This is a genomic window from Lentzea alba, assembly GCF_011067745.1.
Lineage (GTDB): Bacteria > Actinomycetota > Actinomycetes > Mycobacteriales > Pseudonocardiaceae > Lentzea > Lentzea alba.
This window is the reverse complement of record NZ_JAAMPJ010000002.1, coordinates 141,911-168,404: the sequence shown is the minus strand read 5'-3', so window position 1 is coordinate 168,404 and position 26,494 is coordinate 141,911. Positions and strand designations below refer to the sequence as shown.

Annotated in this window: 30 protein-coding genes, 1 tRNA gene and 1 pseudogene; 19 read left to right on the top strand and 13 right to left on the bottom strand. The window is 68.0% G+C overall.

The genetic code is table 11. The features are described 5' to 3' along the window. Window positions 1-9: 9 nt before the first annotated feature. Window positions 10-1,470 carry a S10 family peptidase gene (locus G7043_RS09095; RefSeq protein ID WP_166045150.1) on the bottom strand — a complete coding sequence of 487 codons (1,461 nt, stop codon included), beginning with the start codon at window positions 1,468-1,470 and terminating at the stop codon, window positions 10-12. Window positions 1,471-1,500: 30 nt separating this feature from the next. Between G7043_RS09095 and G7043_RS09090 the strand changes: the two genes are divergently transcribed. From G7043_RS09090 to G7043_RS09030, 14 genes and pseudogenes are all read left to right on the top strand, one after another. After that, complete coding sequence (locus G7043_RS09090) at window positions 1,501-2,127, top strand: uracil-DNA glycosylase (RefSeq protein ID WP_390827112.1); 627 nt, start codon at window positions 1,501-1,503, stop codon at window positions 2,125-2,127. 264 nt (window positions 2,128-2,391) lie between these two features. Further along, entirely contained in the window at window positions 2,392-2,598 is a 207-nt protein-coding gene (locus tag G7043_RS09085; RefSeq protein ID WP_166045148.1) for a hypothetical protein, read from the top strand. Between the two features lie 77 nt (window positions 2,599-2,675). Beyond that, on the top strand, window positions 2,676-3,104 hold the full coding sequence (locus G7043_RS09080) for a hypothetical protein (protein ID WP_166045147.1): 429 nt from the start codon (window positions 2,676-2,678) through the stop codon (window positions 3,102-3,104). Between the two features lie 61 nt (window positions 3,105-3,165). Next, the gene (locus G7043_RS09075) at window positions 3,166-3,768 is read left to right on the top strand and encodes a DUF4129 domain-containing protein (RefSeq protein WP_166045146.1); all 603 of its coding nucleotides are present in this window, start codon (window positions 3,166-3,168) and stop codon (window positions 3,766-3,768) included. Continuing rightward, on the top strand, window positions 3,765-4,115 hold the full coding sequence (locus G7043_RS09070; protein ID WP_166045145.1) for a hypothetical protein: 351 nt from the start codon (window positions 3,765-3,767) through the stop codon (window positions 4,113-4,115). The genes G7043_RS09075 and G7043_RS09070 overlap by 4 nt, the downstream gene beginning before the upstream one ends. Continuing rightward, the gene (locus tag G7043_RS09065) at window positions 4,112-5,053 is read left to right on the top strand and encodes an AAA family ATPase (protein WP_166045144.1); all 942 of its coding nucleotides are present in this window, start codon (window positions 4,112-4,114) and stop codon (window positions 5,051-5,053) included. Before G7043_RS09070 ends, G7043_RS09065 begins: the two co-directional genes overlap by 4 nt. Next, window positions 5,050-6,279 carry a DUF58 domain-containing protein gene (locus G7043_RS09060; RefSeq protein WP_166045143.1) on the top strand — a complete coding sequence of 410 codons (1,230 nt, stop codon included), beginning with the start codon at window positions 5,050-5,052 and terminating at the stop codon, window positions 6,277-6,279. Before G7043_RS09065 ends, G7043_RS09060 begins: the two co-directional genes overlap by 4 nt. Next, complete coding sequence (locus G7043_RS09055) at window positions 6,273-6,734, top strand: hypothetical protein (RefSeq protein ID WP_166045142.1); 462 nt, start codon at window positions 6,273-6,275, stop codon at window positions 6,732-6,734. Before G7043_RS09060 ends, G7043_RS09055 begins: the two co-directional genes overlap by 7 nt. A gap of 142 nt (window positions 6,735-6,876) precedes the next feature. Next, the gene (locus tag G7043_RS09050) at window positions 6,877-8,202 is read left to right on the top strand and encodes an NAD(P)/FAD-dependent oxidoreductase (protein ID WP_166045141.1); all 1,326 of its coding nucleotides are present in this window, start codon (window positions 6,877-6,879) and stop codon (window positions 8,200-8,202) included. Between the two features lie 198 nt (window positions 8,203-8,400). Further along, window positions 8,401-8,523: a hypothetical protein gene (locus G7043_RS49285; RefSeq protein ID WP_269083663.1), complete on the top strand. Its 123-nt coding sequence runs from the start codon at window positions 8,401-8,403 to the stop codon at window positions 8,521-8,523. Next, a complete protein-coding gene (locus G7043_RS09045; RefSeq protein WP_242642076.1) occupies window positions 8,520-9,623 on the top strand; it encodes an ATP-grasp domain-containing protein in 1,104 nt (367 codons plus the stop codon). Before G7043_RS49285 ends, G7043_RS09045 begins: the two co-directional genes overlap by 4 nt. 118 nt (window positions 9,624-9,741) lie before the next feature. Next, window positions 9,742-9,818 (top strand) — tRNA-Leu (locus G7043_RS09040). Between the two features lie 265 nt (window positions 9,819-10,083). Continuing rightward, the gene (locus tag G7043_RS09035; RefSeq protein ID WP_166045140.1) at window positions 10,084-11,184 is read left to right on the top strand and encodes an MrcB family domain-containing protein; all 1,101 of its coding nucleotides are present in this window, start codon (window positions 10,084-10,086) and stop codon (window positions 11,182-11,184) included. After that, window positions 11,181-11,940: pseudogene (locus G7043_RS09030) on the top strand (SDR family NAD(P)-dependent oxidoreductase). The gene G7043_RS09035 and the pseudogene G7043_RS09030 overlap by 4 nt, the downstream one beginning before the upstream one ends. On the opposite strand, the gene G7043_RS09025 reads toward G7043_RS09030, so the two are convergent. From G7043_RS09025 to pqqA, 7 genes are all read right to left on the bottom strand, one after another. Further along, window positions 11,941-12,624: an SDR family NAD(P)-dependent oxidoreductase gene (locus G7043_RS09025; protein ID WP_166045139.1), complete on the bottom strand. Its 684-nt coding sequence runs from the start codon at window positions 12,622-12,624 to the stop codon at window positions 11,941-11,943. Then, window positions 12,621-13,361: an inositol monophosphatase family protein gene (locus G7043_RS09020; RefSeq protein WP_207310905.1), complete on the bottom strand. Its 741-nt coding sequence runs from the start codon at window positions 13,359-13,361 to the stop codon at window positions 12,621-12,623. Before G7043_RS09020 ends, G7043_RS09025 begins: the two co-directional genes overlap by 4 nt. Window positions 13,362-13,626: 265 nt before the next feature. After that, entirely contained in the window at window positions 13,627-14,502 is an 876-nt protein-coding gene (pqqB, locus tag G7043_RS09015) for a pyrroloquinoline quinone biosynthesis protein PqqB (protein WP_166045137.1), read from the bottom strand. After that, window positions 14,499-15,578, bottom strand: a complete 1,080-nt coding sequence (gene pqqE, locus G7043_RS09010; RefSeq protein ID WP_166045136.1) for a pyrroloquinoline quinone biosynthesis protein PqqE — start codon at window positions 15,576-15,578, stop codon at window positions 14,499-14,501. The genes pqqB and pqqE overlap by 4 nt, the downstream gene beginning before the upstream one ends. After that, window positions 15,571-15,849: a pyrroloquinoline quinone biosynthesis peptide chaperone PqqD gene (gene pqqD / locus G7043_RS09005; RefSeq protein WP_313887764.1), complete on the bottom strand. Its 279-nt coding sequence runs from the start codon at window positions 15,847-15,849 to the stop codon at window positions 15,571-15,573. Before pqqD ends, pqqE begins: the two co-directional genes overlap by 8 nt. After that, on the bottom strand, window positions 15,846-16,541 hold the full coding sequence (gene pqqC, locus G7043_RS09000; RefSeq protein WP_166045135.1) for a pyrroloquinoline-quinone synthase PqqC: 696 nt from the start codon (window positions 16,539-16,541) through the stop codon (window positions 15,846-15,848). The genes pqqD and pqqC overlap by 4 nt, the downstream gene beginning before the upstream one ends. Before the next feature lie 67 nt (window positions 16,542-16,608). Beyond that, entirely contained in the window at window positions 16,609-16,731 is a 123-nt protein-coding gene (gene pqqA / locus G7043_RS08995; protein ID WP_166045134.1) for a pyrroloquinoline quinone precursor peptide PqqA, read from the bottom strand. Window positions 16,732-16,974: 243 nt separating this feature from the next. Between pqqA and G7043_RS08990 the strand changes: the two genes are divergently transcribed. Further along, complete coding sequence (locus tag G7043_RS08990; RefSeq protein ID WP_166045133.1) at window positions 16,975-17,970, top strand: PQQ-dependent sugar dehydrogenase; 996 nt, start codon at window positions 16,975-16,977, stop codon at window positions 17,968-17,970. 126 nt (window positions 17,971-18,096) lie between these two features. Next, the gene (locus G7043_RS08985; protein WP_166045132.1) at window positions 18,097-19,134 is read left to right on the top strand and encodes a PQQ-dependent sugar dehydrogenase; all 1,038 of its coding nucleotides are present in this window, start codon (window positions 18,097-18,099) and stop codon (window positions 19,132-19,134) included. A gap of 14 nt (window positions 19,135-19,148) precedes the next feature. On the opposite strand, the gene G7043_RS08980 is transcribed toward G7043_RS08985, so the two are convergent. The 3 genes from G7043_RS08980 to G7043_RS08970 are packed head-to-tail and all read right to left on the bottom strand — an operon-like array spanning window position 19,149 to window position 22,445. Continuing rightward, window positions 19,149-20,315 (bottom strand): polysaccharide deacetylase, encoded by a 1,167-nt coding sequence (locus G7043_RS08980; RefSeq protein WP_166045131.1) that lies wholly within the window; start codon window positions 20,313-20,315, stop codon window positions 19,149-19,151. Window positions 20,316-20,367: 52 nt separating this feature from the next. Next, the gene (locus G7043_RS08975; protein ID WP_313887763.1) at window positions 20,368-21,072 is read right to left on the bottom strand and encodes a class F sortase; all 705 of its coding nucleotides are present in this window, start codon (window positions 21,070-21,072) and stop codon (window positions 20,368-20,370) included. Then, on the bottom strand, window positions 21,057-22,445 hold the full coding sequence (locus G7043_RS08970; protein ID WP_166045130.1) for an MSCRAMM family protein: 1,389 nt from the start codon (window positions 22,443-22,445) through the stop codon (window positions 21,057-21,059). Before G7043_RS08970 ends, G7043_RS08975 begins: the two co-directional genes overlap by 16 nt. A 318-nt stretch (window positions 22,446-22,763) precedes the next feature. On the opposite strand from G7043_RS08970, the gene G7043_RS08965 reads away from it, so the two are divergent. The 3 genes from G7043_RS08965 (at window position 22,764) to G7043_RS08955 (ending at window position 24,823) form a co-directional block, all read left to right on the top strand. Beyond that, entirely contained in the window at window positions 22,764-23,564 is an 801-nt protein-coding gene (locus G7043_RS08965) for a Bax inhibitor-1/YccA family protein (protein ID WP_166045129.1), read from the top strand. A 94-nt stretch (window positions 23,565-23,658) separates the two neighbouring features. Then, the gene (locus tag G7043_RS08960; RefSeq protein ID WP_313887762.1) at window positions 23,659-24,081 is read left to right on the top strand and encodes a GNAT family N-acetyltransferase; all 423 of its coding nucleotides are present in this window, start codon (window positions 23,659-23,661) and stop codon (window positions 24,079-24,081) included. Continuing rightward, a complete protein-coding gene (locus G7043_RS08955; protein WP_166045128.1) occupies window positions 24,074-24,823 on the top strand; it encodes a class I SAM-dependent methyltransferase in 750 nt (249 codons plus the stop codon). Before G7043_RS08960 ends, G7043_RS08955 begins: the two co-directional genes overlap by 8 nt. Here the strand turns inward: G7043_RS08955 and G7043_RS08950 are convergent. Both G7043_RS08950 and G7043_RS08945 read right to left on the bottom strand, forming a co-directional pair. Next, window positions 24,820-25,029, bottom strand: coding sequence for a hypothetical protein (locus G7043_RS08950; RefSeq protein ID WP_166045127.1), 210 nt, complete (start codon window positions 25,027-25,029; stop codon window positions 24,820-24,822). The two genes, G7043_RS08955 and G7043_RS08950, sit on opposite strands and share 4 nt — an antisense overlap. A 168-nt stretch (window positions 25,030-25,197) precedes the next feature. Continuing rightward, window positions 25,198-26,418, bottom strand: coding sequence for an acetyl-CoA C-acetyltransferase (locus G7043_RS08945; protein WP_086662848.1), 1,221 nt, complete (start codon window positions 26,416-26,418; stop codon window positions 25,198-25,200). Window positions 26,419-26,494: the final 76 nt, after the last annotated feature.

Sequence of the window (26,494 nt, the reverse complement as noted above, 5' to 3'; positions counted from 1 at the left end):
GGGTGAGGATCACGTGTTGGACGAGTTGCGGACGAAGGCGGCCAGGTCCTCGGACTGCTGGATCCTGCTGGGCTCGTGGACGTACATCATGTGGCCGGCCGGGTAGTAGGCCGACTCGATGTTCGCGGTGAGCTCCTTCGGGATCTGCAGGTGCGCGATGAGGTGCTCGGCCGCGAAGTACGGCGTGGCGCCGTCGTACCAGCCGAACGCGACGTGGACCTTGAGGTGCGGGTTCGCCCGCATCGCCGCCGAGAGCTTGCCCGCGGTCGTGACGTGCCGGCCCTCGAACTCCTTGTACGACCACTTCTCGATGGCCGACCAGGCGAGGGTCTCGTACGGCAGGTCGTTGGAGTACCCGAGCTCGGCGTGCAGGTAGTGGTTGATCACCGCCGAGTACGGGCCGAGGATCGCGTCGATGGACGGGTCCGCGGAGATCTCCTCGCGGCCGTAGTCCTTGTCCCACCCGGTGAAGCGGCCGTCGAGGCGGCCGACGGTCTTGCGGTCGCGGCGCAGCAGCTCGGTGAAGAACCGGATGTGCTCGATGCGCAGGTCGACCGCGTCCACGTACTCCTCGGTCAGACCGGTGAGCCGGGCGAGCTTCTCGATCGTGGCGGCGCGTTCGACGTCGGAGAGCCGGTTGCCGCGAGCCAGCGCGTAGGGGTAGTCGCGGGCGGCGAACTCCTCGGCCTCGGCGAGCACCTCCTTGAGCGGACGGTCGCCGTGCAGGCCGTGGTAGTGCGCGATGGCCGCGTACGTCGGCAGGTAGAGCGTGTAGCCGAGGTCGTGGCCCTCGTTGAACTCCAGCGTCGCGAAGTCCAGCACCGAGGAGATCAGCATGAGGCCGTTGACGTACATGCCGTACTTCTTCTGCAGCTGCTCGGCCAGACCGGCGGCGCGCAGCGTGCCGTACGACTCGCCGCAGATGAACTTCGGCGACATCCACCGGCCGTTGCGCGACGTCCACAGCCGGATGATCTCGGCGATCGAGTCGATGTCGGGCTGGTAGCCGTGGTAGTTGGCGGGCTTCTCGCCCTTCGCGGCCCGGGAGAACCCGGTCGACACCGGGTCGATGAACACGAGATCGCTCTCGGCGAGCAGTGACTCCTCGTTGTCCGCGATCCCGTACGGCGGCGCCGTCAGGTTGCCGACGTCTCCGCTCAGCACCTTGCGCGGCCCGAGGAGCCCCATGTGCAGCCACAGGCTGGCGGATCCGGGCCCACCGTTGAACGCGAACGTGACCGGCCGCTTCAGCGGGTCGGCGCCGTCGAGCGTGTACGCGGTCAGGAACACCTCGGCCTTGGGCTTGTGGCCCTCGAACACGCCGTCCTTGAGCACTTCTTCCTTGAGCACGACACGCCCGGTGACGGCGGTGTAGTTCAGCTCGCGGCCCTTGACGGTGATGCTGTGCTGGGTGGTGACCAGATCATCAGCAGGAGTCTCGGGCTTCTCTTCGGTCTTCTCCTCGGACATAGGAGCAACACTACGGAACTCGACGATCGAATAACGGCCTGCCGAGCGTGCCCGCGCCTGGTCGCGTGGCGCGAGTTGGCCGCGGTCGAAAAACGCGCCGCGTTCCGCGATCAGGAGTACTGGGGCAAGCCGGTCCCGGGCTTCGGCCCCATGGACGCCTCGCTGCTGATCGTGGGCCTCGCCCCCGCCGCCCACGGGGGAAACCGGACGGGGCGGATGTTCACCGGCGATCCCTCCGGCGACTTCCTCTACCGGGCGTTGTACGAGGTCGGGCTGGCCTCCCAGCCGCACGCGTGGGCGCGCGACGACGGCATGGAGCTTCGCGGCGTGCGGATGGCCTCGCCCGTGCGGTGCGCGCCGCCGGACAACAAGCCGACGGCCGAGGAACGCGACCGGTGCTCGCCCTTCCTGCGCGAGGAGATCGCGCTGATGAAGAACCTGCGGTCCGTGCTGGTGCTCGGCGGGTTCGGGTGGAAGGCGTTCCTGCCGTTGCTGGGGCCGGAGCGGCCCAAGTTCGGGCACGGGGTGGAGGTGGAGATGGGCGGGCTGCGGGTGTTCGGGTGCTATCACGTGTCGCCGCACAACACCTACACCGGGAAGCTCACCCAGGAGATGCTTCAGGACGTGCTGCGGAGGGCGGTGAGCGTGAGCTCGTGAACAACGTTGGCACGTCAGAGCGGGAACTCTGCTGAAGGGCTGCACGTTCAAACAGGCAGCGCGAGCAGTGGCTTGCGCCCATTCGGGTGGTCTCCGCTCTGACGCGTAGGAACGTTGAACTGCCTGGGCGGGCATGTACGTACGAGCAAGTAGAAGACCTGCAACCTCGCACGCCTCTGTGACATGAGCCGCCTCGGCCAGCCGCAGAGGCGTTTTCCCGTTTGAGGGCACCTCACGCGGAGGTGCGGTCGGCGGAGGTGCCGCATGTGGTCTCAGATGGGTGAGCTCGTGGCGAGTGCCGGCCCCTTGGCGTTCGTAGCTCTGCTCAGTGTGCTGCTCATCTGGACCTACTTCCTTGTCGCGATGGTGCTCACCAAGAGTGTGCGGCCGAAGGGCAAGGCGGACGTGTCGGTCAGGGTGAGGCTGTTCCCGTGGCCGCGCATCGAGGTCGACGTTCGTGAATCCGGGTAGTCCGGACAGCAAAACGTTTTCACCGGGAAGCTCACCCAGGAGATGCTTCAGGACGTGCTGCGGAGGGCGGTGAGCTGATGGGGAAGCGGAGTCCCGCACACGTGCTGTGGACCGAGGGGCCGGCGGCGTTCTCGTTCCTGGTCGACAAGCACGGGTTCACCGGCCCCCACACCATCGAACCCAGCGGCTACCTCCAGCACGGCGGTCTCCGGTACGAGCGGGGAAGGCTGAGCGTCGAGATCAACGTGTGGAGCGGATACGGACCCGACCGCGGCGTCAGCACCACGGTGTGGGTGCGCGAGCGGAGCGCCTACGCCGGCCTGAGCACCCTCTACGTCGCCCTCGGCCTGGGCCCCGAGCGAGACGTCCCCGAGGGAGGGGGCAGCGGCCACGTCGTGCGCAAGCGCATCGGCGAGCAGTCAGCGGCGCTGCGCAAGGTCGTGCCGCACCTCGTCGACGTCGATCCGCGGGCGCCGGTCTGGAGGTTCCTGCCGTTTCCGGTCTGAGACCTTCGAGTTGGCCAAAAGGATCATCCCAACGGCGGCGAACCGTGTAAGGCTGACCAGCATGAAGTGGTGGCGAGCCGTGGTCGCGGTGGCGGCGCTGCTGATCGTCGTCGTGGCGGCCAGCGGTTCGTCGCCGATCACGCTCGTCAACCGCCTGGACGACCGCGCGCCGCCTCAGGACTCGTCGCCGGCGCTCGACGTCGTGGTGCCGCAGCACCTGCCGGACGTGGTGGCGGTGCCGTTCACGGCGTTGCTGCTGTTCCTCGCCGGGCTCGTCCTGTTCGGACTGGTCGGGATCATCCTCGCGCTCGAGCTGCCGCGCTGGCGTCGCCGCCGCGGTGTGCGCGGTGTGGAGATCGAGGACTTCGAGCTCGCGCCGACCGTGTCGGCGGTCCAGCGCGTCGAGAAGGCGTTGCAGGAGTTCACCGAGCACCCGCAACGGCCGCCGCGCGATGCCGTGATCGCCGCCTGGCTCGCGCTGGAGGAGGCCGAGCAGCGCTTGCCGCACCAGACGCCGACCGAGTTCACCGAGAAGCTCGGCGTCGACGCCGCCGTTCTCAAGGACCTGTACCAACGCGCGCGCTTCGGGCATGAGGACGTGACCGCGGAGCAAGCTCAAGAGGCGCAACGAGAGTTGAGCCGCATCGTCCGGGAGCTGGCATGAAAACCGCGCTCGCGCTGGTGGTCGGGGTGATCATCGGCGTCGTCATCTGGTGGTTCGGCGCCTCGCCGTTCTGGGCGACGGCGCTGGCCGTGCCGCCCACCGCGTTCGGCGTGCTGCTCACGAGGCTGCCGCGGGCCACGGACATCGTGTGGAGCTCGGCACCGCCGCCACCCGGCTCGATCAGTTCCGCGCACGCCAGCACGCTCGCGAGCAGGCTGGCCGAGGCGGCGGAGAACCCGCGGCGCTACCAGGAACGGTTCCGCGCCCGGCTCGCACGACTGGGGATCGAGGCATCCGAGATGCCGGACCCGAAGGAACTCGCCGAAAGGCTCAGGAGGGTCGAGTGAGCATTGAACTGGAGGCCAAGGCCGTTCTCGACGAGATCGGCAAGGTCGTCGTCGGGCGCACGCGGACGGTCCGACTCGCGCTGGCGGCCGTGCTGGCCGGTGGGCACGTGCTGCTGGAGGACGTGCCGGGGCTCGGCAAGACGTTGATCGCGCGGTCGCTCGCGCAGGCGTTGAGCCTCGACTTCCGCCGCCTGCAGTGCACGCCGGACCTGCTGCCCGCGGACGTCACCGGGTCGTTCCTCTACGACCCCGGCAGCCGCGAGTTCGAGTTCCACCAGGGGCCCGTGTTCACCGGGTTGCTGCTGGCCGACGAGATCAACCGGACGCCGCCCAAGACGCAGTCCGCATTGCTGGAAGCCATGCAGGAGCGGCAGGTCACGGTCGAGGGGCGCACGTTCGGGTTGCCCAAGCCGTTCCACGTGCTCGCCACCTCGAACCCCGTCGAGTACGAGGGCACCTACCCGTTGCCCGAGGCGCAGCTCGACCGGTTCCTGGTGCGGCTCGACATCGGCTATCCGCCCGCCGAGGAAGAGGTCGAGGTCCTGCGGCGGCGGATCGCGCGGCAGCGGGAAGAGGCCGAGGTGCCGCCGGTGCTGGCGCGAGGCCGCCTCGCGGAGCTTCAGGCCGAGCTGGAAAAGACCACAGTGGACGACGATCTCCTGCGGTACTGCGTCGATCTGGCCGTGGCGACGCGGCGGCACCAGTCTGTCGAGGTCGGCGCGTCACCACGAGGTGCGCAGGCGCTCGTGCTCGTCGCCCGCGCTGTCGCCACTTTGGACGGACGTGCGTACGTGACGCCCGAGGACGTCAAGGAGTGCGCGGTCGCCGTGCTGTCGCACCGGCTCGTGATGAAGCCCGAGACGTGGACGTCCGGTGTCAGCGGTGTGCAGGTGGTCACCGAGCTGCTCGGCAAGGTTCCGGGCCCGCCCAGCTCATGAGCAGAGCGGACAAGATCAGGGACGCGTTCGCCCGGTCGCACGGCGCGCACTGGCATCCGACGGACGCCTACTCGCGCGCGGTGTGGCTCGGTGTCGGGCTCGTCGTCGGCGGCCTGTTCCTGCACCAGGTCGAGATGGTGCTGTTCGGCGTGCCGCTGGTGCTCAGCGTGTTGCTCACGTCGAAGCCGACGGGCACGCCGACGGTCAGCGTCCGTCCGGTGCCGCGCGGTGCGGGCGCCGGAGTGGTGCACACCGTCGCGCACGTCGACGGCGCGGACGCGGAGATCGCGGTGATCAAGCTGCCGGGCGGCCCCGCGGCGGTCCCGGCGCACTCGCCCGATCTGCCCGTGGAGATCCGGCGGGACGCGTGGGGGCCCGGCGTCGACCTGCGGTTGGACCACCTCTTCGCCGGCCCGGACGGCATGCACGTCTACGGCCCGATCGTCGGCACCGAACACGTCCGCACGATCCTGCCTCCGGTCGAGCACCACCCGTCCGGCCCGCTGCCACCGCGCCCCGCCGGGCTGGTCGGCATCCACCGCTCGCCCCGCGCGGGCGACTCCACCGAACTGCGCGACATCAGGGCGTTCCAGCCCGGTGACCGGCTCAAGCGCATCGACTGGCGCGTCACCACCCGCACCGGCACGGTCCACGTCCGCGAACGGCACGCCGAGGCCGACGCGGAGATCGTGCTGGCCGTCGACACGCGCACCGACGTCGGCGCGAACGTGGCGGACTGGGCGTCGCCCTACTACGGGGCGACGACGCGTCCTGGAGGCAGCCTGGACCGCGCGGTGCGCAGGGCGGCGTCGATGGCGGCGGGGTACCTGCGGCAAGGCGACCGGGTGGCGTTGATGGACCTGAGCCGGCCGCAGCTCAACGTCCGGTCCGGGGTCGGCCGTCGGCACCTGATGCGGATCCGCACGCAGCTCGTCGTGTGCGTGCAGGCTGCCGGGTGGGCGTCGCGCGTGGCGTTGCGGAAGCTCCCGCACGGGTCGGTGGTCGTGTTGCTGTCGCCGTTCCTCGACGACGAGATCGCCGAGCTGGCCGTGCAGACGCGCAAACACGGACACGTGGTGCTGGCGATCAACACGTTGCCGTTGCCGTTGCGGCCTGATCCGGAGGCGCCGTGGGGTGAGGTGGCGGCGGAGATGATCGCAGCGGAACACCGGTTGCGGCTCAAGCGCATGAGCCGGCACGGGGTGGCGGTGACGCCGGAATGCTGATGCGACTGGCGATAGTGCTCGCCGCGGTGCCCGTGGCGTTGATCCTGCACCTGGAGTCCGACTCGATCGCGCCGCTGATCATCGTGACGGTGCTGACGGCGATCACCGCGCTGATGCCGGGAAGCGCGGGCGCGGCGTTGCTGATCGGCTACGCGGCGGTGGCGATGGCGTTCGCCGACGGGCACCCGTTGCGACTCGGCGTGCTGCTGATGATCCCGGCGCTGCACCTGATTCACGTGACGGCGGCGTTGGCCGCGGTCGTTCCGGTGAAAACGAGAATCGAGCCCGCCGCGCTGAAAGCTCCAGCGCGCCGGTTCGCCATTGTCCAGGCGATCTCATTCGCTGTCGCGGGGATCGCGGCGTTCGTCCCATCGGGGCCTAACATCGGACTCGTCGAGCTGCTCGGACTGGGTGCTCTGACGGTCGTGATCGCGGTCGTCGCGCTGAGGATCTGAATCGACCCTCTCAGCGAGAACACCTCAAATCTCACTCAAGGTGCAGGTCAGCGGTGAGGGTGTTCGGCATCACCCGGCGACGGTAGTCACAACGGCCCCTCCGGACGCGCGAAAAAGGGGCTCCTGGTGCGACCATATGTGTATGGCTGCTGTGAAGTCGCAACCCACGCGAATCGTCATTGTCGGCGGTGGGTACGTCGGGATGTACACGGCTCTCGGACTGCAGAAGAAGCTGCGATCCGGTGAGGCGTCGGTCACCGTCATCGACCCGCAGCCGCACATGACCTACCAGCCCTTCCTGCCTGAGGCGGCGGCCGGCTCCATCGAGCCGCGCCACGTCGTCGCCCCCCTGCGCAAGGTGCTCAAGCGCTGCCATGTCGTCACGGGCCGCGTCACCAAGATCGAGCACGCGCGCAAGATCGTGACCGCCGAGCTGTCCGACGGCCACGTCGAGGAGATCGAGTACGACGTGCTCGTCTCCGCGCTGGGTGCGATCTCCCGCACGCTTCCGATCCCCGGCCTGGCCGAGGTCGGCATCGGCATGAAGACGATCGGCGAGGCGATCTACGTCCGCAACCACGTGCTGTCGCGCCTGGACCAGGCAGCGAGCACGAACAACGCGGACCTGCGCAAGAAGCTGCTCAGCTTCGTCGTGATCGGTGGCGGCTTCGCGGGCATCGAGACGCTCGCCGAGCTCGAGGACATGACGCGGTATGCGCTTCGGTACTACGAGGGTGTCAAGCCCGAAGAGATGAACTGGGTCCTCGTCGAGGCGATGGGCCGGATCATGCCCGAGGTGTCCGCCAAGCTCGGCGCGTGGACCGTCGAGGCGCTGGAGAAGCGCGGCATCAAGATCTACCTCGACACCCGCGTGAAGTCGCTCGAGGGTGGCCACGTCATTCTCGACGACGGCACCGAGTTCGACTCCGACACGATCATCTGGACCGCCGGCATGAAGGCGAACCCGGTGCTGCGCAACACGGACCTCCCGCTCGACGAGCGCGGCCGCGTCCGGTGCACCGCCGCCATGCAGGTCCAGGGCCTCGACGGCGTGTGGGCCGCCGGCGACTGCTCCGCGGTGCCGGACCTCTCGCGCATCGAGGAGGACCCGACGGCGACGTGCGTGCCGAACGCGCAGCACGCCATCCGTCAGTCGAAGCTGCTGTCCAAGAACATCGTCGCGTCGCTGCGCGGCCAGAAGCCGAAGGACTACTTCCACAAGTACCTCGGCTCGGTCGCCGGCCTCGGCCTCTACAAGGGCGTGGCGGACGTGTTCGGCATGCGCTTCAAGGGCCTGCCGGCATGGTTCATGCACCGCAGCTACCACGTGGCGTTCATGCCGACCGTGAACCGCAAGCTCCGCGTCCTGATGGACTGGACGCAGGCGCTGTTCTACGGCCGCGAGATCGTGGCGCTGGGCCAGATCAACGACCCGAAGTCGGACTTCGACCGCGCCGTCCAGTCCTGATCGTTACTCCGCGTGAGTGCCCAAGTGCCCCGAACGTGACCACGTTCGGGGCACTTCGCTCGTCCAAGGGCGGAACTTGAGCGCCCAAACGGAGTAAGCTCCGGGGCCTGTCTTGACATTGCGTTACGTGAACCAGAGACTACCGCTGGTGCATCACCTGAATGCGTGATTCGCCGTGTGGGGAGAGAGGTGATCCCGATGTCTCTCGAGGAGCTGGCCGCACAGCTTCGTCGCGGCGAGATCGAGGACCCCGCGTTGGCGCAGTACGCCGCAGAGTACGCGCAGGCGGGGCAGAGTTTCCGCAGCAAGAAGGACGATTGAGCAGGTCGGCTGACGGGCGGGTGCCAGGTGCCCCGTCCGAGGCTGCCAGACCGCTGCTGCTGCAGGGTCAGGACTACCTCTTCCGCTCGCCGCCCAAATGCCTGGACTTCCAGGAACAGGTCCACCGTCTCGGCATGGTCGACGAGGGTGACGGCAATCCCCAGCCCTGCGTGCTGGTGCTGGCGCGCGCCGCAGACATGGAGATGAACGAGCTCTCCATCGCCCTGGCCGAGCGCGGCATCCGCATGGCCCGCATCGACGCCGACCGCTGCGTGGACCTGCCGCTGTCCGTCTACACCGACCAGCCTCTGATCGAACTGGACCGCTGGCTGCTGCGCCCCCTGCTGGTCTGGCGCCGCCACTTCGAACTCTCCGCCGTCCCCGTCGAGCCCGGCACCCTGGCCGGCGCCTACGCGGTCGACCAGTGGGCCTCAGTGGCCAACTGGCTGTCCTCACGCTCCGACTGGGCACATGTGAACCCATCGCGCTTCTCAACGCATCTGGACCGTCTGACGCAGCTTTCCGACGCTGCTTCCTTCGGCCTGCGTGTACCGCGCACGGCCGTGACAACCCGTCCAGGCCGTACGCGCCCCGGCGGCGGACGCTGCATCGTCAAAACCGCGGGCCGTCATCTCTTGGAGCCGCGCCCAGGCGTGCAGCACGGCCTGTTCCCACGGCCGTTGGAGACGTCTAGGGCCTCCGACGCACCCGAGCCAGCCCCGGTGATCGTCCAGGAGTACGTGCCGTCGGACACCGAGCTGCGCGTGTTCGTGGTGGGCGAGCGCTGCATCGCCTTCCAGGTCGACAAGCTCGACCCGGCCCAGCTCTGGGTGGACCCCGACGCCGTGCGCGTGACGCCGACCTCGGTCCCTTCTTCTCTGTCGGATCGGCTGTTGGCGTTGGCACGGCACTGGCGTGTGCAAGTGGCGGCGTTCGACCTGCTCGTCACCGGCTCCGACCACGTGTTCCTGGAGATCAACGTGAACTGCGACTGGCGCTGGTTCGAGCACCGCGCAGGCGACAACTCGGTCTCCGCAGCCGTCCACGACTGGGTCGCCCTCCGCTTCAAGGAGCTGCTCGGAGCGGGGAGGGCACGCTGATGTTCGGGTCCGTTCGACGCTTAGCCGGCTGCTCGCTCTAGTCCAATTCGCTGGGCCAGGCGGGCGAGAAAAGACCATCCGCTCACACAGGCCGACGATCAAGGCCTAGGCTCACCGCGCCCCCGTAGCCCAATCGGTAGAGGCAGGTCCCTTAAAAGGATCACAGTACGGGTTCGAATCCCGTCGGGGGCACCACGCGCTTCACCCGCTCGCGATGGTGCTGACCAGCGCAAGCGCTGTCGCATGATGATCTTGTAACTCCCCGTGATACCGGGCCCGTCCCGGCTCCGCGCCGTCCTCGAAGTCGACCCGGTACCGGCGTTGGCGGGCATGTGTCGTCCATCTCAACGACTGAGTCGACAGCACCGCGGGTGCCCGGCTCACTCGTTCGGGTAACACCCAGGCAGGCTAAGCACGATCTTGTGGTTACTGATCGTGTGAAGGTGGTGGCCCGTTCCTCATGCGTGAGCTTCTGCGCGACGTCTTGCTGCTTCAGCGCGAGTGGAGTTGGAAGAACACACCCGCCATGCAGAAGCGGGGGCGCCTGATCCATGGGGGCGTAGCGGACTGGCTGCGCGAGCAGTTGCCCGTGCTCAAGCGGGACGCGCCGGTCGAGTTGGACGACTGGGACGTCGAGGCGCGGGACGCCACCGGGAACAAGAGCGTGGTTCCGTGGGCTCGGGTGTACTCGGCCAGTCGTTCGGACTCGGCGACGAAGGGGTGGTACGTCGTCTACCTGTTCGGAGCTCAAGGCGACAGCGTCTACCTGTCGTTGATGCAGGGCACCAGCGAGTGGCAGAACGGCGAGTTCAAACGCCGACCTCTGGAGGGCACTCGTCTGCGTGCGCAGCGGGCGCGAGAGGTTCTGTCGGCCCGTTTGCGTGCACGACCTGACCTGGTCGAGCAGATAACCCTCAAAGCTCCCAAACACACGCTCGGGCCGGCGTATGAGGCCGGAACTGTCGCGGCGTTCGAGTACTCGCTGGATGCGTTGCCCTCGGAGGAGGTGCTCAGGGACGACTTGATCTTCCTCGCCTCCGTCCTGAGCCACCTCTACGACATCGCACCCGTGGTCGGTCTTGCTGACGACGTGGCCCCGGAGATCGTCGACGCGCTGGTCGAGGCCGACCGTTCCGCGGGGAAGGCTCGGCGAGGCCAGGGGTTTCGCCTCGATTCGGCGGAACGCATCGCGATCGAACGTCGGGCTGTCGCGGTGGCGACGGAGTACCTCACGGGGGAGGGCTACGACGTCACCGATGTGGGAGCCACCGAGTCTTACGACCTTGATGCTCGACGCGGCGAGCAACGGCTGTACGTCGAGGTCAAGGGCACCACGACGGTGTGGACGAGCGCTTCCGAGATCATCTTGACGAAGAAGGAAGTCGAGCTCCACCTGCGCGAGTACCCGAACAACATGCTGCTGATCGTCAGCAGCATCGTGCTCGACCGCTCCGCCACACCGCCGTCGGCTTCGGGAGGCGAGCTGCAGGTGATCCATCCTTGGCGGATCGTGCGGCCCAACCTCACGCCGCTGTCCTATCGGTACCTCGTGGCGGAATGACGTGTTCTGGCGCCGTCGCTAGCTTGAGGATCATGACTCTCTCCGGCAAGACCTGCGTCGTCACCGGTGCCGCCAGCGGGATCGGTCGCGCCACCGCCGAACTGTTCGTCGAACTGGGCGCCACGGTGGTCGCCTCCGACATCAACGCGGACGGGCTGGTCTCGTTGGAGGGCGTCACCAAGGTCGTGGGCGACGTTTCCGACGACGCGGACGCGCGGGCCATGATCCAGGCCGCGGTGGACGTGTCGGGGCGGATCGACGTGCTGGTGGCGAACGCCGGCGTGATTCCGTTGATGGACGTCACCGAGGCCACGGGCGACGACTGGGACCGCGTGATGGACGTCGACGGCAAGGGCATGTTCCTCACCTGCAAGTACGCGATCGAGGCCATGAAAGGGAAAGGCGGCTCGATCGTGTGCGTCGTCGATCTCCGGCATGGCGGGGCAGGCCAGGCAGGCCGTGTACGGGCCCGCCAAGTTCGTGGCGTCCGGGCTGACCAAGCACCTCGCCGTGGAGTGGGCGCCGCACAACATCCGGGTCAACGCCGTCGCGCCCGGCACGATTCGCACGGCGGTGGTGCGCGAGCTCGAGGATGCGGGTGACCCGTACGTCGACGAGGTGGTGGCGATGCACCCGATGCGCAGGCTTGGCGAGCCGGTCGAGGTGGCGCGGGCCATCGCGTTCCTGGCTTCGGATCAGGCCTCGTTCATCACCGGGGCGATCTTGCCGGTGGACGGCGGTTATCTCGCGCAGTGACTACCAGGTCGGGCGGGCCGTCACGCCGCCGTCGACCACCAGGTCGTGGCCGGTGATCCACGAAGCCAGCTCCGAGGCCAGGAACACGCACGCGTTGCCGATGTCCTGAGGGGAACCCAACCGGGTCAGCGGGGCCGCTTCTTCCCACCTGGCAACCCCTTCCGGCCACTCCGAAGAGATGCCGGGGCGGGCGATCAGACCAGGCGAGACCGTGTTGACGCGGATGCCGCGCGGGCCGTACTCCAACGCCGCCGCACGCGCGTGCATGATCAGACCTGCCTTCGAGGCGGCGTAGTGGGCGTGCCCAGGAGCCGGGTGCGTGCCCTCGATCGACGCGATGTGGGTGATGGAGCCGCCGGAGGGCAGGTAGGAGACCGCGGCCTGGGTGACGGCGAACGGACCGGTCAGGTTCGTGTCCACAACGGACTGCCATTGCCCGGTCGTCATGCCCGGCAACGGGTCCACGGGTTGCACGCCCGCGTTGTTCACGACCGCGTCCAATCGGCCGTGGGTGGCGAAGGCGTCGGAGACCACGCGCTCGGCCTCGGTGCGCAGGTCGCCGTCCGCCAGGCCGCGATGTGTCACCACCTGGGCGCCCGCGTTCGCGAACCGGGCGGCGATGCCCGCGCCGATGGTGCCGCCGGCGCCGGTGACCAGGACGACTTTGCCGCTGAGATCGATCACGAGACGATGCCCTCCAGACGTTCGGCCAACCACGAGACGATCTCACCTCGGCCGGCCACGAAACCGTCGGAGCCGACGGGCACGAACTCGCCGCCGGACGCGCGGACCAGCACCTCGCCCGCCGCGACGTCCCACGGGTGGATGCCCAGGTTCGCCGCCGCGTCCGCCCGGCCTGCTGCGACCCAGGCCAGGGACAGGGCCGTCGAGTAGACGCGGCGCACGTCGGCCACCGCCAAGAGGTCTTCCAGCAGTTGCATCTCGCCGCTGTACGGGCTGCCCGGCAACGGGATGTCGGTCAGCACGAGTGGGCGGGGACTGGAACCTGGAGGAATCACCAGGCCCGTCGAGCGGACGGTGAACGGGACGCCGTCAGCCGCCGTGAACAGCTCGTCGCGGAACGGGTCGAGCACGCAGCCCGCCACCAGTTGCCCATTCACCGCCGCGGCGACCGAGATGCACGACAGCGGGATGCCGCGCACGAAGTTCCTGGTGCCGTCGATCGGGTCGACGTACCAGGTGACAGGAGCAGAAGCACTCCCCAGTTCCTCGCCCACCACCGCCGAGCCGGGGGCGCCGGAGACCAGGGCGGCGCGCAGGAACGCCTCGACCTCGACATCAGCGGTGCTGACCTGGTCGAACGTGCCTTTCGGCGAGACGTCGACCTGAACGTCGTGCAGCAGCTTCGCGGCGTCCACGCAGGACTGTGCGGCCAGTGCGAGGAGATCCCCAGGAGTCACGCGTCCATTGTGATGCGTCACAAACACGACCGGATGACTCTGGGCAACGTCCCACCCGCCCACGTGACCAGAGCCACCACGATGAGCTGACCTGACGATGACGTTGGAGGTTCGGGATGCGGATCGTGGCGAGCACGACGTACCGGCCGGCTTCCGCGCTGCCGTCGAGCAACGACGTCAGCAACTCGGCCAGCACCTGCGCACGAACGACGGCAGCTCCGCGATCAGGCGGGCGGCCGGCGGACGTTCGCCGATTCTGCCCTGGCTAAAGCTCGATCACCGTGCCGTCGAGCGGAACCTCGACACCCGCCTCACGTAGTTTCAACGACTCGGGTGACGACGGGTCCAGCACCGGGTTGGTGTTGTTGAGGTGCGTGTAGAGACGACGAACGTGAGGGAATCGCCGCAGCTCAGGAAGGCTCGCAGAAATGGGCAGGTGGCCCATCGAGGCCTGGCCCGACGAGCTGCCGGTCGCCGAACCCATCTCGGACGCCGCGTAGAACGTGCCGTCGAGCAGAACGCAGTCGGCCGACGCCACCACCTCGTCGAACCCGGCGGGCCACGACGCCAGGCAGGGCGCGTAGACCAGCACGCCGCCCGTCACCACGTCGAGAAACCGGTACCCGACCACCCAGGGACCGTCCACAGTGGATGAGCGAGCGTACTTAGGACGCTTGTCGCTGATCGGTATCACCGACACGCGCAACCCGCCGAGGTCGAACTGGCCGGAAGCCGACCGCCACGACAAAGGCGAGTAGCCGTCGATCACCGTGCGCAGGTCGAACTGGTCCTTCAACGCGTGCAGCACCGCGTCAGGAGCCCACACCGTCAAATCAGCCCCGCCGCGCAACGTCAGCAGGCCCAGTGTGTGGTCCAGCTCGGCGTCGGTGAACAAAGCCCCGCGCAAAGGTGTGTCACGCGGGCCCGGACCGGGATTCAGCAGCGAACAAGAAGCGATCTGCGTGCGGATGTCCGGGGAGGCGTTGACGAGCCACCAGTCCGTGCCGTTGCAGCTGATCGCCAGGCAGTCCTGCGAGCGCGACGGCAGCGAACCGGATCGAGCGCGCACGCACAAAGAACAGGCGCAGTTCCATTGTGGGAAGCCACCACCGGCCGTCGTGCCGAGCAGAACCGCTTTCAACTCATCTTCCTCATGGCCATCGCGGGCACCTCGGACGGCGCCATCTCGGTCTCCAGAATAAGGTCCACAGTGGACCGTGCGGGCGACAACGAGCAGACCGGGTCGGTCGCGGCCGCGTCACCGGTCAGCTGGAACGCCTGGCAGCGGCAGCCGCCGAAGTCGATCTCCTTGCGCGGGCACGAGCGGCACGGGTCCTGCATCCAGTCGAAGCCGCGGAAGGCGTTGAAGGAAGGCGAGTTGTGCCAGATTTCGTGCAGAGAAGAGTCCCGCACGTTCTCGATCTTCAGCGACGAGATCACCGTGGCGGCGGGGCAGGGGAGGACGTCGCCGTTCGGTGCCACCGTCAACTGGCGTGCGCCCCACCCGTACATGCAGGGCTTCGGGTGCGCCTCGTGGTAGTCGGCGATGACGTAGACGATCTCCATCCGCCCACGCAACCGCGCCTGAGCCGCGGAAACGATCGGGTCGGCCACTGCCAGCTGTTCGCGCGTGGGCAGGAGAACGGCTCGGTTGCGCAGCGCCCAGCCGTAGTACTGGGTGTTGGCGAGCTCCAGACGTTCGGCGCCCATCTCCTCGGCCATCGCGATGATGCCGGCGATGTTGTCGAGGTTCTGCCGGTGCAGCACGGTGTTCACGGTGAGTGGCAGGCCTTCGTCACGAACAAAGGCCGCGGCTTCCACCTTCCGGTCGAACGCCTTGATGCCCGCGATCCGGTCGTTGCCCTCACGAGTGGCGTCCTGCAGGGAGAGCTGCACGTGGTCGACCCCGCGCGAAGCCAGGTCCCGCAGCCTGTCCCGGGACAGACCGACTCCCGACGTGACCAGGTTGACGTAGCAGCCGAGGCTGTTCGCGTGCACGACGAGCTCGGGCAGGTCCGGTCGCAGCAACGGTTCGCCGCCGGACAGGTGGATCTGCAACGCACCCAGCGCGCGGGCCTGGTCGAACACGCGCAGCCAGTCGTCGGTCGACAGCTCGGCGTTGCGGCGCACCAGTTCGACCGGGTTCGAGCAGTACCCGCACTGCAACGGGCATCGGTGCGTCAGCTCGGCCAGCAGGCCGAACGGGGCCTCAGCCATCGACGTCCACCACCCTCCGCTCGACGAGGCGAGCAACCAACGAGGCGATGTCCTCGGGTTCGACGCCGTCGTACTCGTCACCCAGGACGAGGGCGATGTCGCCGACCGACCGAACACCATCGCAAAGCGACACAACGGAAGCAGCGGTCTCGTTCAACACCAGCACGCCCTCGGGGAACAGGACGACGTGCGCCGATCGGATCTGGTCGTAGGCGCACTTCACGCCGCGCCGGATGTGCGGCACGGCGTCCAGCGCGACGACCGACGTCACGGCTTGCCCTTGCCCGAGTAGTAGTCGACGGCGTCCAGCACGGCCCTCAGCACGTCGCACTTGAACGACAGCGCGGCGACCGCGGCCAGTTGCTGCTCGCGGGTCACCGCGTGCTCGACCACGATGTCCAAGGTGGCCCGTCCCTCACCGGCGACCGCCTGGATGCGGTTGGTGAAGTAGGCGAAACCCTCCTCGGCGATCCACGGGTACTGCTCCCGCAGGGCCGCCAAACGCTTGCGCATCAACGCGCCTGAGAACATCTCGGTCAGGCCGGACGCGACCGCGATGACCCAGGGCTGAGTGCGCGCGAAGTTCACGTAGGCGTCGACGGCGAACCGCGTGCCGGGCAGCACGTGCCGTTCGTCGAGCACCTCTTCCCTGGTCAGCCCGACGGCTTCGGCCAGGCGGATCCAGTTCTCGGCGCCACCCTCGCCCGGTCGCGAGCCGTCGTGCCAGATGATCCGTTCGCGCCACTGGCGGCGGATGTCGGGCAGCGGGCAGTTGGAGAGGATCGCGGCGTCCTTCTGCGCGATGCAGCGCTGGTAGTACCAGCGGTTCGCGGCCCACGCCTGCAGCTCGTGCTTGCTCAGTTGGCCCGCGTGCATGCGCAGGTGGAACGGGTGACTGTCCCAGTACCGGGGGGCGAGGGCACGGAGCTCGGCGACGAACTCCTCAGGAGGAACGGCAGTCATGGGCGGAAACTCCTCGGAGTGGGGCCGGGGTTCCCGCGCAAGGCGGGAACCCCGGAGAAGCCTGACGTCAGCTGCGAGCTGCGTAGGCGGTGACCTCCATCGGCGTCTCGAAGTCGCGGAAGTCGGGCTTGACCCACTCGCGCTTGACCTCGGGAAGCTTCGTCTCGGTGGTGGTGACGGCAACGTTCATGGCGCAACTCCTCGGGTCCGGGCCGGCGAGCCCAAAGCGGGCGCGCGGCACTTCCGTGGGGGCGCGGCGGCGAACCACACCGTATGACGTGCGAGTGGTCAAGGTCTAGACCGTACATAAAGTTACCTAAAGTCATCGGAGGGGTTACCCGATCGGCGGATGCGTCGATGACTACACACCGTGGTTGTATCTGGGGGCCCTCCTCCGTCGCCGCACGACGCGAAAGTTTGAGGGGTCAACACAATGGGTGCTCGTCGAAGTGCATACGTCGGCGTTCTCGCGCTCGCGGCAGGACTGTCCAGCGGCACGCTGGCGTCCGCGGCCGAGAGCGGCGAAGTCGGCACGATGGCCGTCAAGACCATCGCCAGCGGCCTCAAGCAGGCCTGGAGCATCGACTTCCTGCCGGACGGCACCGGCATCTTCACGCAGAAGGACGCCAAGACCGTCTCCACCATCACCAAGGACGGCAAGGTCACCAAGGTCGGCGACATCCCCGGCGTCTCGGTGACCAAGGAAGCGGGCCTGCTCGGCATCGCGGTGTCGCCCTCGTACGCCGCGGACAAGACGCTCTTCCTCTACTACACCACCGGAAGCGACAACCGGATCGCCACCTGGCAGATCGGTGGCGGCGCCCCGAAGCCGATCGTCACCGGAATTCCGCGCGGTTCGCAGTACCACCACGGCGGCCGCATCAAGTTCGGTCCCGACGGGTTCCTCTACGCCGGTACCGGTGACGGCCAGAACGGCGACAACGCGCAGAACAAGAACTCCTTGGGCGGCAAGGTGCTGCGCATGACCAAGGACGGCAAGGCCGCGCCGGGCAACCCGTTCGGCTCGCTCGTCTACTCCTACGGCCACCGCAACGTCCAGGGCCTGACCTGGGTCGGCAGCCAGCTCTACGTCTCCGACATCGGTGCGAGCAAGGTCGACGAGCTCAACAAGATCGACGCCGGCAAGAACTACGGCTGGCCGAAGTGCGAGGGTTCCTGCGGCACCGCCGGCATGACCAACCCGGTCAAGCAGTGGCCGACCTCGTCCGCCACGCCGTCCGGCCTCACCACCTACAAGGGCTCGCTGTACATGGCCTCCCTCAAGGGCGGCACGTACAAGCTCGACACCAACGGCAACGGCGGCAAGATCTACACCAACCTCGGCCGCACGCGGGACGAGGTCGCGGGTCCCGACGGCTCACTCTGGGTGATCACGCCCGGCGGCATCCACCTCGCCGACGGCAGCTGACCACATCGGGATGGTCACGCAGAGATCCGATCACTGTTGTCAGTCCATGCGATGTGTGCTTGGGTGAACACGCCCTGCAACACCGCCGCCGCAGACAACTACGAGCGGACCCGAAGGAGAGCACACATGCGTGCTCGTCGTATCGCGGTGGCGGCAGCCTGCACTGCCGTGGCCGCATCTCTCTGCGTGATCCCCGGAGCCTCCGCCCAGGACGGCCCGTCCGCGCAGGCTGTGCGCACACTCGCCACGAAGCTGGACATCCCGTGGGACATCGAGTTCGCGCCCGACGGCAGCGGCATCTTCACCGAACGGGACACCCGGAAGATCAAGAAGATCAAGGGCACCACCGTGACCGACCTGGACACGGTGGAACAGGCCCAGACGACCGGTGGTGAGGGCGGCCTGCTCGGCCTGGCCCTGTCGCGGAGCTTCGCCACGGACAACACGGTCTTCATCTACTACTCGACGGCGAACGACAACCGTGTCTCCAAGCTCAAGCTCGGCGGAACGCCGGAGCCGATCGTCACCGGAATCCCCAAGAACAGGTACCACAACGGCGGTGGTCTCGAGTTCGGCCCGGACGGCTTCCTGTGGGCGACCACGGGTGACGGCCAGAACAAGCCGAACGCCCAGAACTGGAACTCGTTGGGCGGCAAGGTCCTGCGGTTCGACACGAGCGGCAGGCCCGCGGCCGGCAACCCTCGCGCCGGCAGCGTCGTCTACTCGATCGGCCACCGCAACGTCCAGGGCATCACCTGGATCGGCGCAACCGCGTACGCCACCGAGTTCGGCGACGCCAAGACCGACGAGCTGAACAAGATCGAGGCCGGCAAGAACTACGGCTGGCCGAACTGCGAAGGCAACTGCAACGTCGCCGGCATGACCAACCCCGTCAAGACGTGGCCCAACAGCCAGGCGGGCCCGACAGGCATCGCGCTGTACAAGGGTGCTCTCTACATCGGCGCCGTCACCGGAAAGCGGGTGTGGAAGATTCCGGTCAACGGCACCTCGCTCGGCACCCCCGCGTCCGTGTTCACCGGCTACGGCCGGGTGCGCGCGGTCGCCGCGGCACCGGACGGCACGCTGTGGCTCGGCACGTCCAACCAGGACGCCAACGGTTCGCCGGGCGCGAACGACGACCGGATCCTGTCGACTGACGGCTAGTCGCGTTAGTTGAGCTAGTTGCGAGCAGCGGGCATCCGGCGGAGCTGGTCCAGCACCGCCGGATCCTGCAGCTGCATCCACTGGATCACCTCGGTGTAGGTGGCACACACCGTTTCCGGCTTGTCGCACACGTACCCGAGGAACTGCTCCATCGCGTTGGAGAACGCCGAACCGTTCCACTCGTTGAAGTGGTTGCCGATCACGAGCGGCGCGCGGTTGCCGTTCAACGCGGCGAGGTGCACCGACTTGTAGGTGTCGAAGACGATCTGGGTGAACTCGGGGGCGCGCGCCGGTTCTTCCTTGGCGCCGTTGAGCGAGTACCAGAGGTTGAAGTCCATCATGACGACCTGCTTGCCCAGCCCCGGCACCCGCACCTCGGGCATCGGGAACTCGTACAGTCCGTTTTGGACGGACGGCCACTGCACGCCCAGCGCGACCTTGCTCGTGTCGTAGACGAGGCCGTGTGCGGCCATCGCCGGGAAAGCCTGGTCCCAGTTGCCTTCCAGGCACGGCGTCCGTCCACCCCGGACGGCGTCGACCGGCAGCTTGAACCCGGCGGCGCGCGCCTTGTCCACGATCTTCTTGAACTGCTCGAGCTCCGCTTTCCAGGCCGCGTTGTCCCACTTGTCGACGGACGGCTGGGTGCCGCCGGAGCAGAAGTGGCCGTTGTAGTGCGTGCCGATCTCGTGCCCTTCGTCGATCACCTGGTTCAGGTATCCGATGCGGGCCGTGATGTCCTTTCTGCTGCCGCCGAACGAGATGTCGGAGACGCCGCGCTTGAGCCCGGCCGGCGGCTGGTACTGGTTCCCGTCCTGGTCGGCGAGCATGTACACGCCGGACAGCAGACCGGTGACGTGCGCGCCCTTCTCCTTCGCGATCGGCAGGACCTTGTCCCAGTGCTGCTTGGACACCGCGCCGTCGAAGGAGAACAACACGAACTGCGGCGGCTTCTCGCCCGGCGCGAGCTTGTGCATCCACGGCTGCTTCTGCAGCTGTTCGGGAGTGGGGGCGGGGACTGTCGGCGTGGGCCCGGCGTCTTTGGGGGCGGGCAGGTGCGGCGCCATCGGCAAGGGACCGGTGTCCGCCTGGCTCTCCTGGTCCTTGTGCGGACCGAGAGTCATCACCAGCACGAGGGCCAGCGCGAGTGCCAAGCCCGTGGTCAGCCATCCCCAGCGTTTCACACTTAAGGAGACGACTGGTCACTCGAACGGGTTGCGCGGTGAGAGCAACTGACTACTGAACGGGTTCGGCGATCACCACGCGGTTCGCCTCGTACCCCTGCTGTCCGCCGATCCACGTCCCGCCGCAGGTGACCAGCACCAGCCGGTGCGGGCCACGCGGGCCGAAGAACTCGACGGCGCGGGCCGGCAGTTCTTCCTTGCGGACGGTCTCGATCTGCTTGATGCGGAACTTGAACTCGTTGCCCGCGCTGTCGGCGATGACGACCTCGCGGCCGTTCTGCGCCTGCCACAGCTCGGCGAAGGGGCCCCTGGCACCCTTCCAGTCGACGTGCCCGGCGAGCACCGTCGCACCCTCGGCGCCGGCCAGTTCGGTGCCCCACCAGGTGGCTTCACCGATGCCGTCCGGCACCGGCAGCACGCCGTCCTTGACCTCCTTGCGCACCAGCGTGGCCGAACCGCCCGCGGGCAGCCGGACCGAACCAGGGCCGGCCTTGGGCGGCGCGGGTTGTTGCGCGGTGGGCTCGGGTGTCGTGGCGTTGTCCGTGTTCGCCCCGCCGAGCAGCCCGGTGAGGTCGGCGCCGCGGCCGGTGCTGAGGCTGTCCGCGACCGGACCCGGTCCGACCACGGGGATCTCGTCCGCGACCGCGTGCCCCTTGAGGACCGCGGTCTCGGACGTGGTGACCAGCACGCTGGTGGCGGCGACGCCCGCCACCAGCACGCCGGTCAGAAAAGCTTTGGGACTCACTGCCTGCGCCACACCAGGAAGCCTGCCAGCGCCACGCCGAGCAGCACCAGGCCGCCCACCCCGAGCAGCAGACCCGGACGGAGCTTCGTGTCGAACGCGGCGGTCGCGACCGGTGTCTGGCCGTCCGCACCCGCCGGGATCGTGCTCGGCACGACGGGCTTGTTGGGCTTGTTCACCAGTTCGAGCGCGAGGGTCTGCCCGGCCGCGACCGTGCCGCACGCGGCCGGTGGTGCCTTCGGGTCGAAGAACTCCTCGTAACCCTTGGGCGCGGCCACTTCGACGAGACAGATCTCCTGCGGGGTGCGCAGGTCCGGCACGGCCACCGTGCCATCCGTTCCGGTCTGCAGCACCAGCGGCTTGCCGTCGGTGCCGACCAGCGGGGTGTCGTCCTGCTTGACGGCGGGGGACGTCTGGTCCTTGGCCGTGACGCGCAGCGCGACGCCCGCGATGGACTTCTTGGTCTCGGAGTCGATCTTCGTGATCTTCACGATGCCCGGCGCGGTCTTGGCCTTGCCGTTGGCGGCGGCGTTCAGCGTCTTCTCGCCACCGGTGGTGACCATGCGCTGCATGTTGTCCGTCGGGATCGGCTGGTGCACGACCGGCTTGTCGGCGGGGGAGGCCGCGACGGCCGTGATCGAGGGGTTCGGGCCGGTCGAGATGATCTTCACGACGGCCGGGCTGCCGTCCGCGCCGGTGGTGGCCTGTCCGCTGACGCTGCCGTCGGCGAGCTTGGCGTCGGTCAGGTTGAAGCCGATCGGGGCGTTCGTGACGCCCTTGCCGTTGGCCTTGAGCAGCGCCAGCGTCCAGCTCGACTCCGTGCCGATGATGAGCGGTTCCTTCGGCGCGGTGGCGGTGAGCGTCCACGGGCCGCGGTTGACCTCGGCGTCGGCCTTCAGGCGTGCCACGGCCTCCATGACGACCGGTGGCAGCTTCGAGGCGTAGAACGCCGAGTCGTAGGCGAGGTGCTTCGCGTCCTTGGCGTCGAGGTTCACGTCGCCGTCGACCGGGGAGGTCCAGGTGTGCAGCAGGTGCGCGAGGGCGGCGGCCTCGTCCGGCGACTTGGTCGTCGAGTAGCGCAGCAGCAGGTAGGAGATGTTCGCCGCGATGTCGGTGGCGAGCGGCTTGCCCGCCTTGGTGAGCAGCGCGTCGCCTTCCTTGTAACCGACGTTGCTGTCCGGCGCGGGCAGTGCGTACTGCACGCACCACACGTGCTTGTTCTGCCAGATGTATGACCCGTGCCACTCGCTACCCGGCGTGGCGTTGGGCTGGAGCCCTGACGCGTTGTGGCCGATGCCCTTGACGCCGACCGCGGTCGCCGTCGCGGGGACGGTCAGGAGCGCGAGCCCCGAAACCATCGCCACGGCGGCCAGACGTTTCCAGCCCATTTTGGATCTTGATCCCCTCTGACCTGTGTTAATCCCGCGTGCGAGCTTGTCGGTACCCCACATCGGGGACAAGCCGCCACGCGGGGGAAGTGTGTCGTCACTCTGGGTGTGAACGTGATCGAAATGTGACGGGGGTTACTCACTTCGGGTCGGACACGCCGCGACACGCCGTAGTCTTATTACGCTTCGGAGTTGGTGCAGTATTTGCGCACGTGTGATCGTCGTCGGGGGTAAAGTCGCCTTTACCGACGGGGAACCTGGCACCGAGCGTGCTCGTTGTACCCGTGACGGCGTAAAGCAACGCCCCAGGAGGACCAGGTGCGCTCCAGCAGCAACCCGGCTTTCCGTAACCTGCCGACCGGCGGCGGGTACGGAGGCTACGCAGGCTTTGGCCAGCCAGAAGCCGGCTACCAGCAGCAGCCGCCGCCGCTGACCAGCGAGCGGCCGATGACGATCGACGACGTCGTCACCAAGACCGGCATCACCCTCGGCGTGGTCGCCGTCGGTGCCGTCGCGACCTTCGTGACCGGGCTGTACGCCCTCGCGTTCCCCGCGGCCATCGTCGGCCTCGTGCTCGCGCTGATCATCATGTTCAAGCGCAACCCGAGCCCGCCGCTCGTGATCGCCTACGCCGTCGCCGAGGGCATCTTCCTCGGTGGCATCAGCTACATCATCGGCCGCGCGCTCGACAACGTGGTGCCCGGCAACGGCATCGCGGTGATCGGCCAGGCCGTGATCGGCACGCTCGGTGTGTTCCTCGGCATGCTCGTGGTCTACAAGACCGGCGCGATCCGAGTCACGCCGAAGTTCACCAAGTGGATCACCGGCGCCATCATCGGTGTCGGCGTGCTGATGCTCTTCAACTTGGTCTTGAGCTTCTTCAACGGTGGCGGCGGCATCGGCATCCGCTCCGGCGGCACGATCGCCATCATCTTCAGCCTCGTCTGCATCGGCCTCGCGGCGTTCAGCTTCCTGATCGACTTCGACGCCGCGGACCAGGCGATCCGGGCCGGCGTGCCGGCCAAGTACGCGTGGCAGATCGCGTTCGGTCTCACCGTCACCCTCGTGTGGCTGTACACCGAGATCCTGCGCCTGCTGTCGTACTTCAACTCGGACTGACGTCAGGGTTGTCCGGAGGGGCGTTCCGCTGCGGCGGGGCGCCCCTTCGGCGTTCTCGCGACGAACTCGGGGAATTCAACTTCAGGGGGAATTCGTGGACTCCGCATACCGGCTGGTCATGAAACCGCCGGCCGTCGACGACTATCTGCGGCTGCGCGAAGAATCAGGCTTGAGCGCGCGAACCCGCGAAGAAGCGGAGAACGGCGTCAACGGCGCCTGGGCCAGTGCATGCGTCATTCACGTGGAATCAGGCGAAACGGTCGGCATGGGCCGCGTGCTGAGCGACGGCGGCTGGTACTTCCACATCATCGACATGGCGGTGTTGCCACGTCATCAACGCAAAGGAATCGGCGACGCGATCATGACCGCGTTGCTGGACCGCATCGGCGAACAGGCGCCGAACGCGTACGTCAACCTGCTCGCCGACCCACCCGGCCGCCGGCTCTACGAACGGCACGGCTTCACCGAGAGCGCGCCAGTGTCTGTCGGCATGAAAAGGACTTCGGCCCATGGTTGATCACACGGAACTGAACCGCCGCCATTGGGACGAGGCAGCCGCCGCCTGGCACGGGCCGCTCGCACGTGACCACTGGTCGAAGACCGAACCGCGATGGGGTCTGTGGGCGACCCCGGAGGCCCAGCTCCGCCTCCTGCCCGCCGACATCTCCGGCATGGACGTGATCGAGCTCGGCTGCGGAACCGCCTACGTGTCGGCGTGGCTCGCGCGACTCGGTGCCCGCCCGGTCGGCATCGACATCTCGGCCGCCCAGCTCACCACCGCCCGCGCCATGCAGGCCGAGTTCGGTCTGGACTTCCCGTTGATCCTGGGGGACGCCCAGCGGGTACCGCGCGACGACGCCACGTTCGACCTGGCGATCAGCGAGTACGGCGCCTCTCTGTGGTGCGACCCGTACCGCTGGATTCCGGAAGCCGCCCGGCTGCTGCGGCCCGGCGGGCAGCTGGTCTTCCTGCACCGGTCACCGTTGCTGGCGCTGTGCGCCCGGCCCGGCGGCTCGGCGGAGACCTCGTTGGCGCGTCCGCAGTTCGGTCTCCGGATGGTGGACCACGGCACGTCGGCGGAGTTCACCCTGCCGCACGGCGAAATGCTGCGCCTGCTGCGATCGGCCGGCTTCGTCGTGGAAGACCTGATCGAGATCCAGGCGCCGGAACCCCCGCACCGCGAGTACGACGAGGTGTCGTCGGCCTGGGCCCGCCAATGGCCGAGCGAGGAGGTCTGGAAGGCCCGGCTGAGCGGTTAGGCCCGCCAGCGCACGTCCGGCAGTTCGGTGCCCACCTTGATCAGGCAGGTCGTGCAGAGGGCGCCACTTTGAGCACGGGAAACCCGCTCGTCGGGCACCGAGTGTTCGCAGACGGCCTCGTAAAAGCTGCGAGAACCGTCGGCTTGATCGCGAGAGAAAGCGTGGCACTGCAGGTCGTATTCGCTTTGCCACCACACGTAGGGCATGTCCGACCCCTCCTTGCTCGTCGGTAGGGACGGACTTCCCCTCGCCCGATGACGCGGTTGCGCGACGATTCATCTCATCGGCAGAAAGGGGGCAGGCAAGTAGCTCCGTTCGGGTGAAGCGGAGCTACTTGCAAGCGTCAATTTGCAGATCTTGAAGAAAACCCCAGCTCAGCTGAGGCGCTCGATCACCATTGCCATGCCCTGGCCGCCGCCGACGCACATGGTCTCAAGACCGAACTGCTTGTCGTGGAACTGCAGAGAATTGATCAACGTCGTGGTGATGCGCGCACCGGTCATGCCGAACGGGTGGCCGACGGCGATCGCGCCACCATTCACGTTCAAACGATCCAACTCGATTCCGAGGTCCTGGTACGACGGAATCACCTGGGCCGCGAACGCCTCGTTGATCTCCACCAGGTCGATGTCCGACACCGACAGTCCGGCGAGAGCCAGCGCGCGCTTCGACGCCTCGACCGGGCCGAGGCCCATGATCTCCGGCGACAGGCCCGAGACGCCCGTCGACACGATCCGGGCGAGCGGCGTGATGCCGAGCTCGCGGGCCTTGGTGTCGGACATGATCACGAGAGCGGCGGCGCCGTCGTTGAGCGGGCAGCAGTTGCCGGCGTTGATGCGGCCGTCGGGGCGGAACACGGGCTTCAGCTGCGACACGGCCTCGTAGCTGACGCCGGCGCGCGGGCCGTCGTCGGCGGAGACCACGGTGCCGTCGGGCAGCGTCACCGGGGTGATCTCGCGGGCCCAGAAGCCGTTGGCGATGGCCTTCTCGGCGAGGTTCTGCGAGCGGACGCCGAACTCGTCCATCTCCTGGCGCGAGACGCCCTTGAGCAGCGCCAGGTTCTCGGCGGTCTGGCCCATCGGGATGTAGACGTCCGGCACGACGTCGAGCGACCGCGGGTCCACCCACTCCGAGGCGCCAGAAGCAGCCGTGGCGGCCGTGCGGGCCTCGGCGTCGCCGAAGAGCGGGTTGTGGGTGTCCGGCCACGAGTCGGAGCTGCCCTTGGCGAACCGCGACACCATCTCGACACCGGCCGAGATGAACACGTCGCCCTCGCCCGCCTTGATGGCGTGCAGGGCCATGCGCGTGGTCTGCAGCGACGAAGCGCAGTACCGCGTCACGGTCGTGCCGGGCAGCGAGTCCTGGCCCAGCAGCACGGAGACGACGCGCGCCATGTTGAAGCCCTGCTCACCGCCGGGCAGGCCGCAGCCGAGCATCAGGTCGTCGATCTGCGCGGGGTCGAGCTGCGGCACCTTGTCGAGCGCCGCCCGCACCATCCGGGCCGCCAGGTCGTCCGGCCGCAGGTCCTTCAGCGAGCCCTTGCCCGCGCGGCCGATGGGGGAGCGGGCAGCGGAGACGATCACGGCCTCTGGCATCACGAAACTCCTCGTTGAGAGTCAAGGTTGCCGCCGAGCCTAGTTAACGCCCGCTCACCCCGGCCAGCGCGAGTGA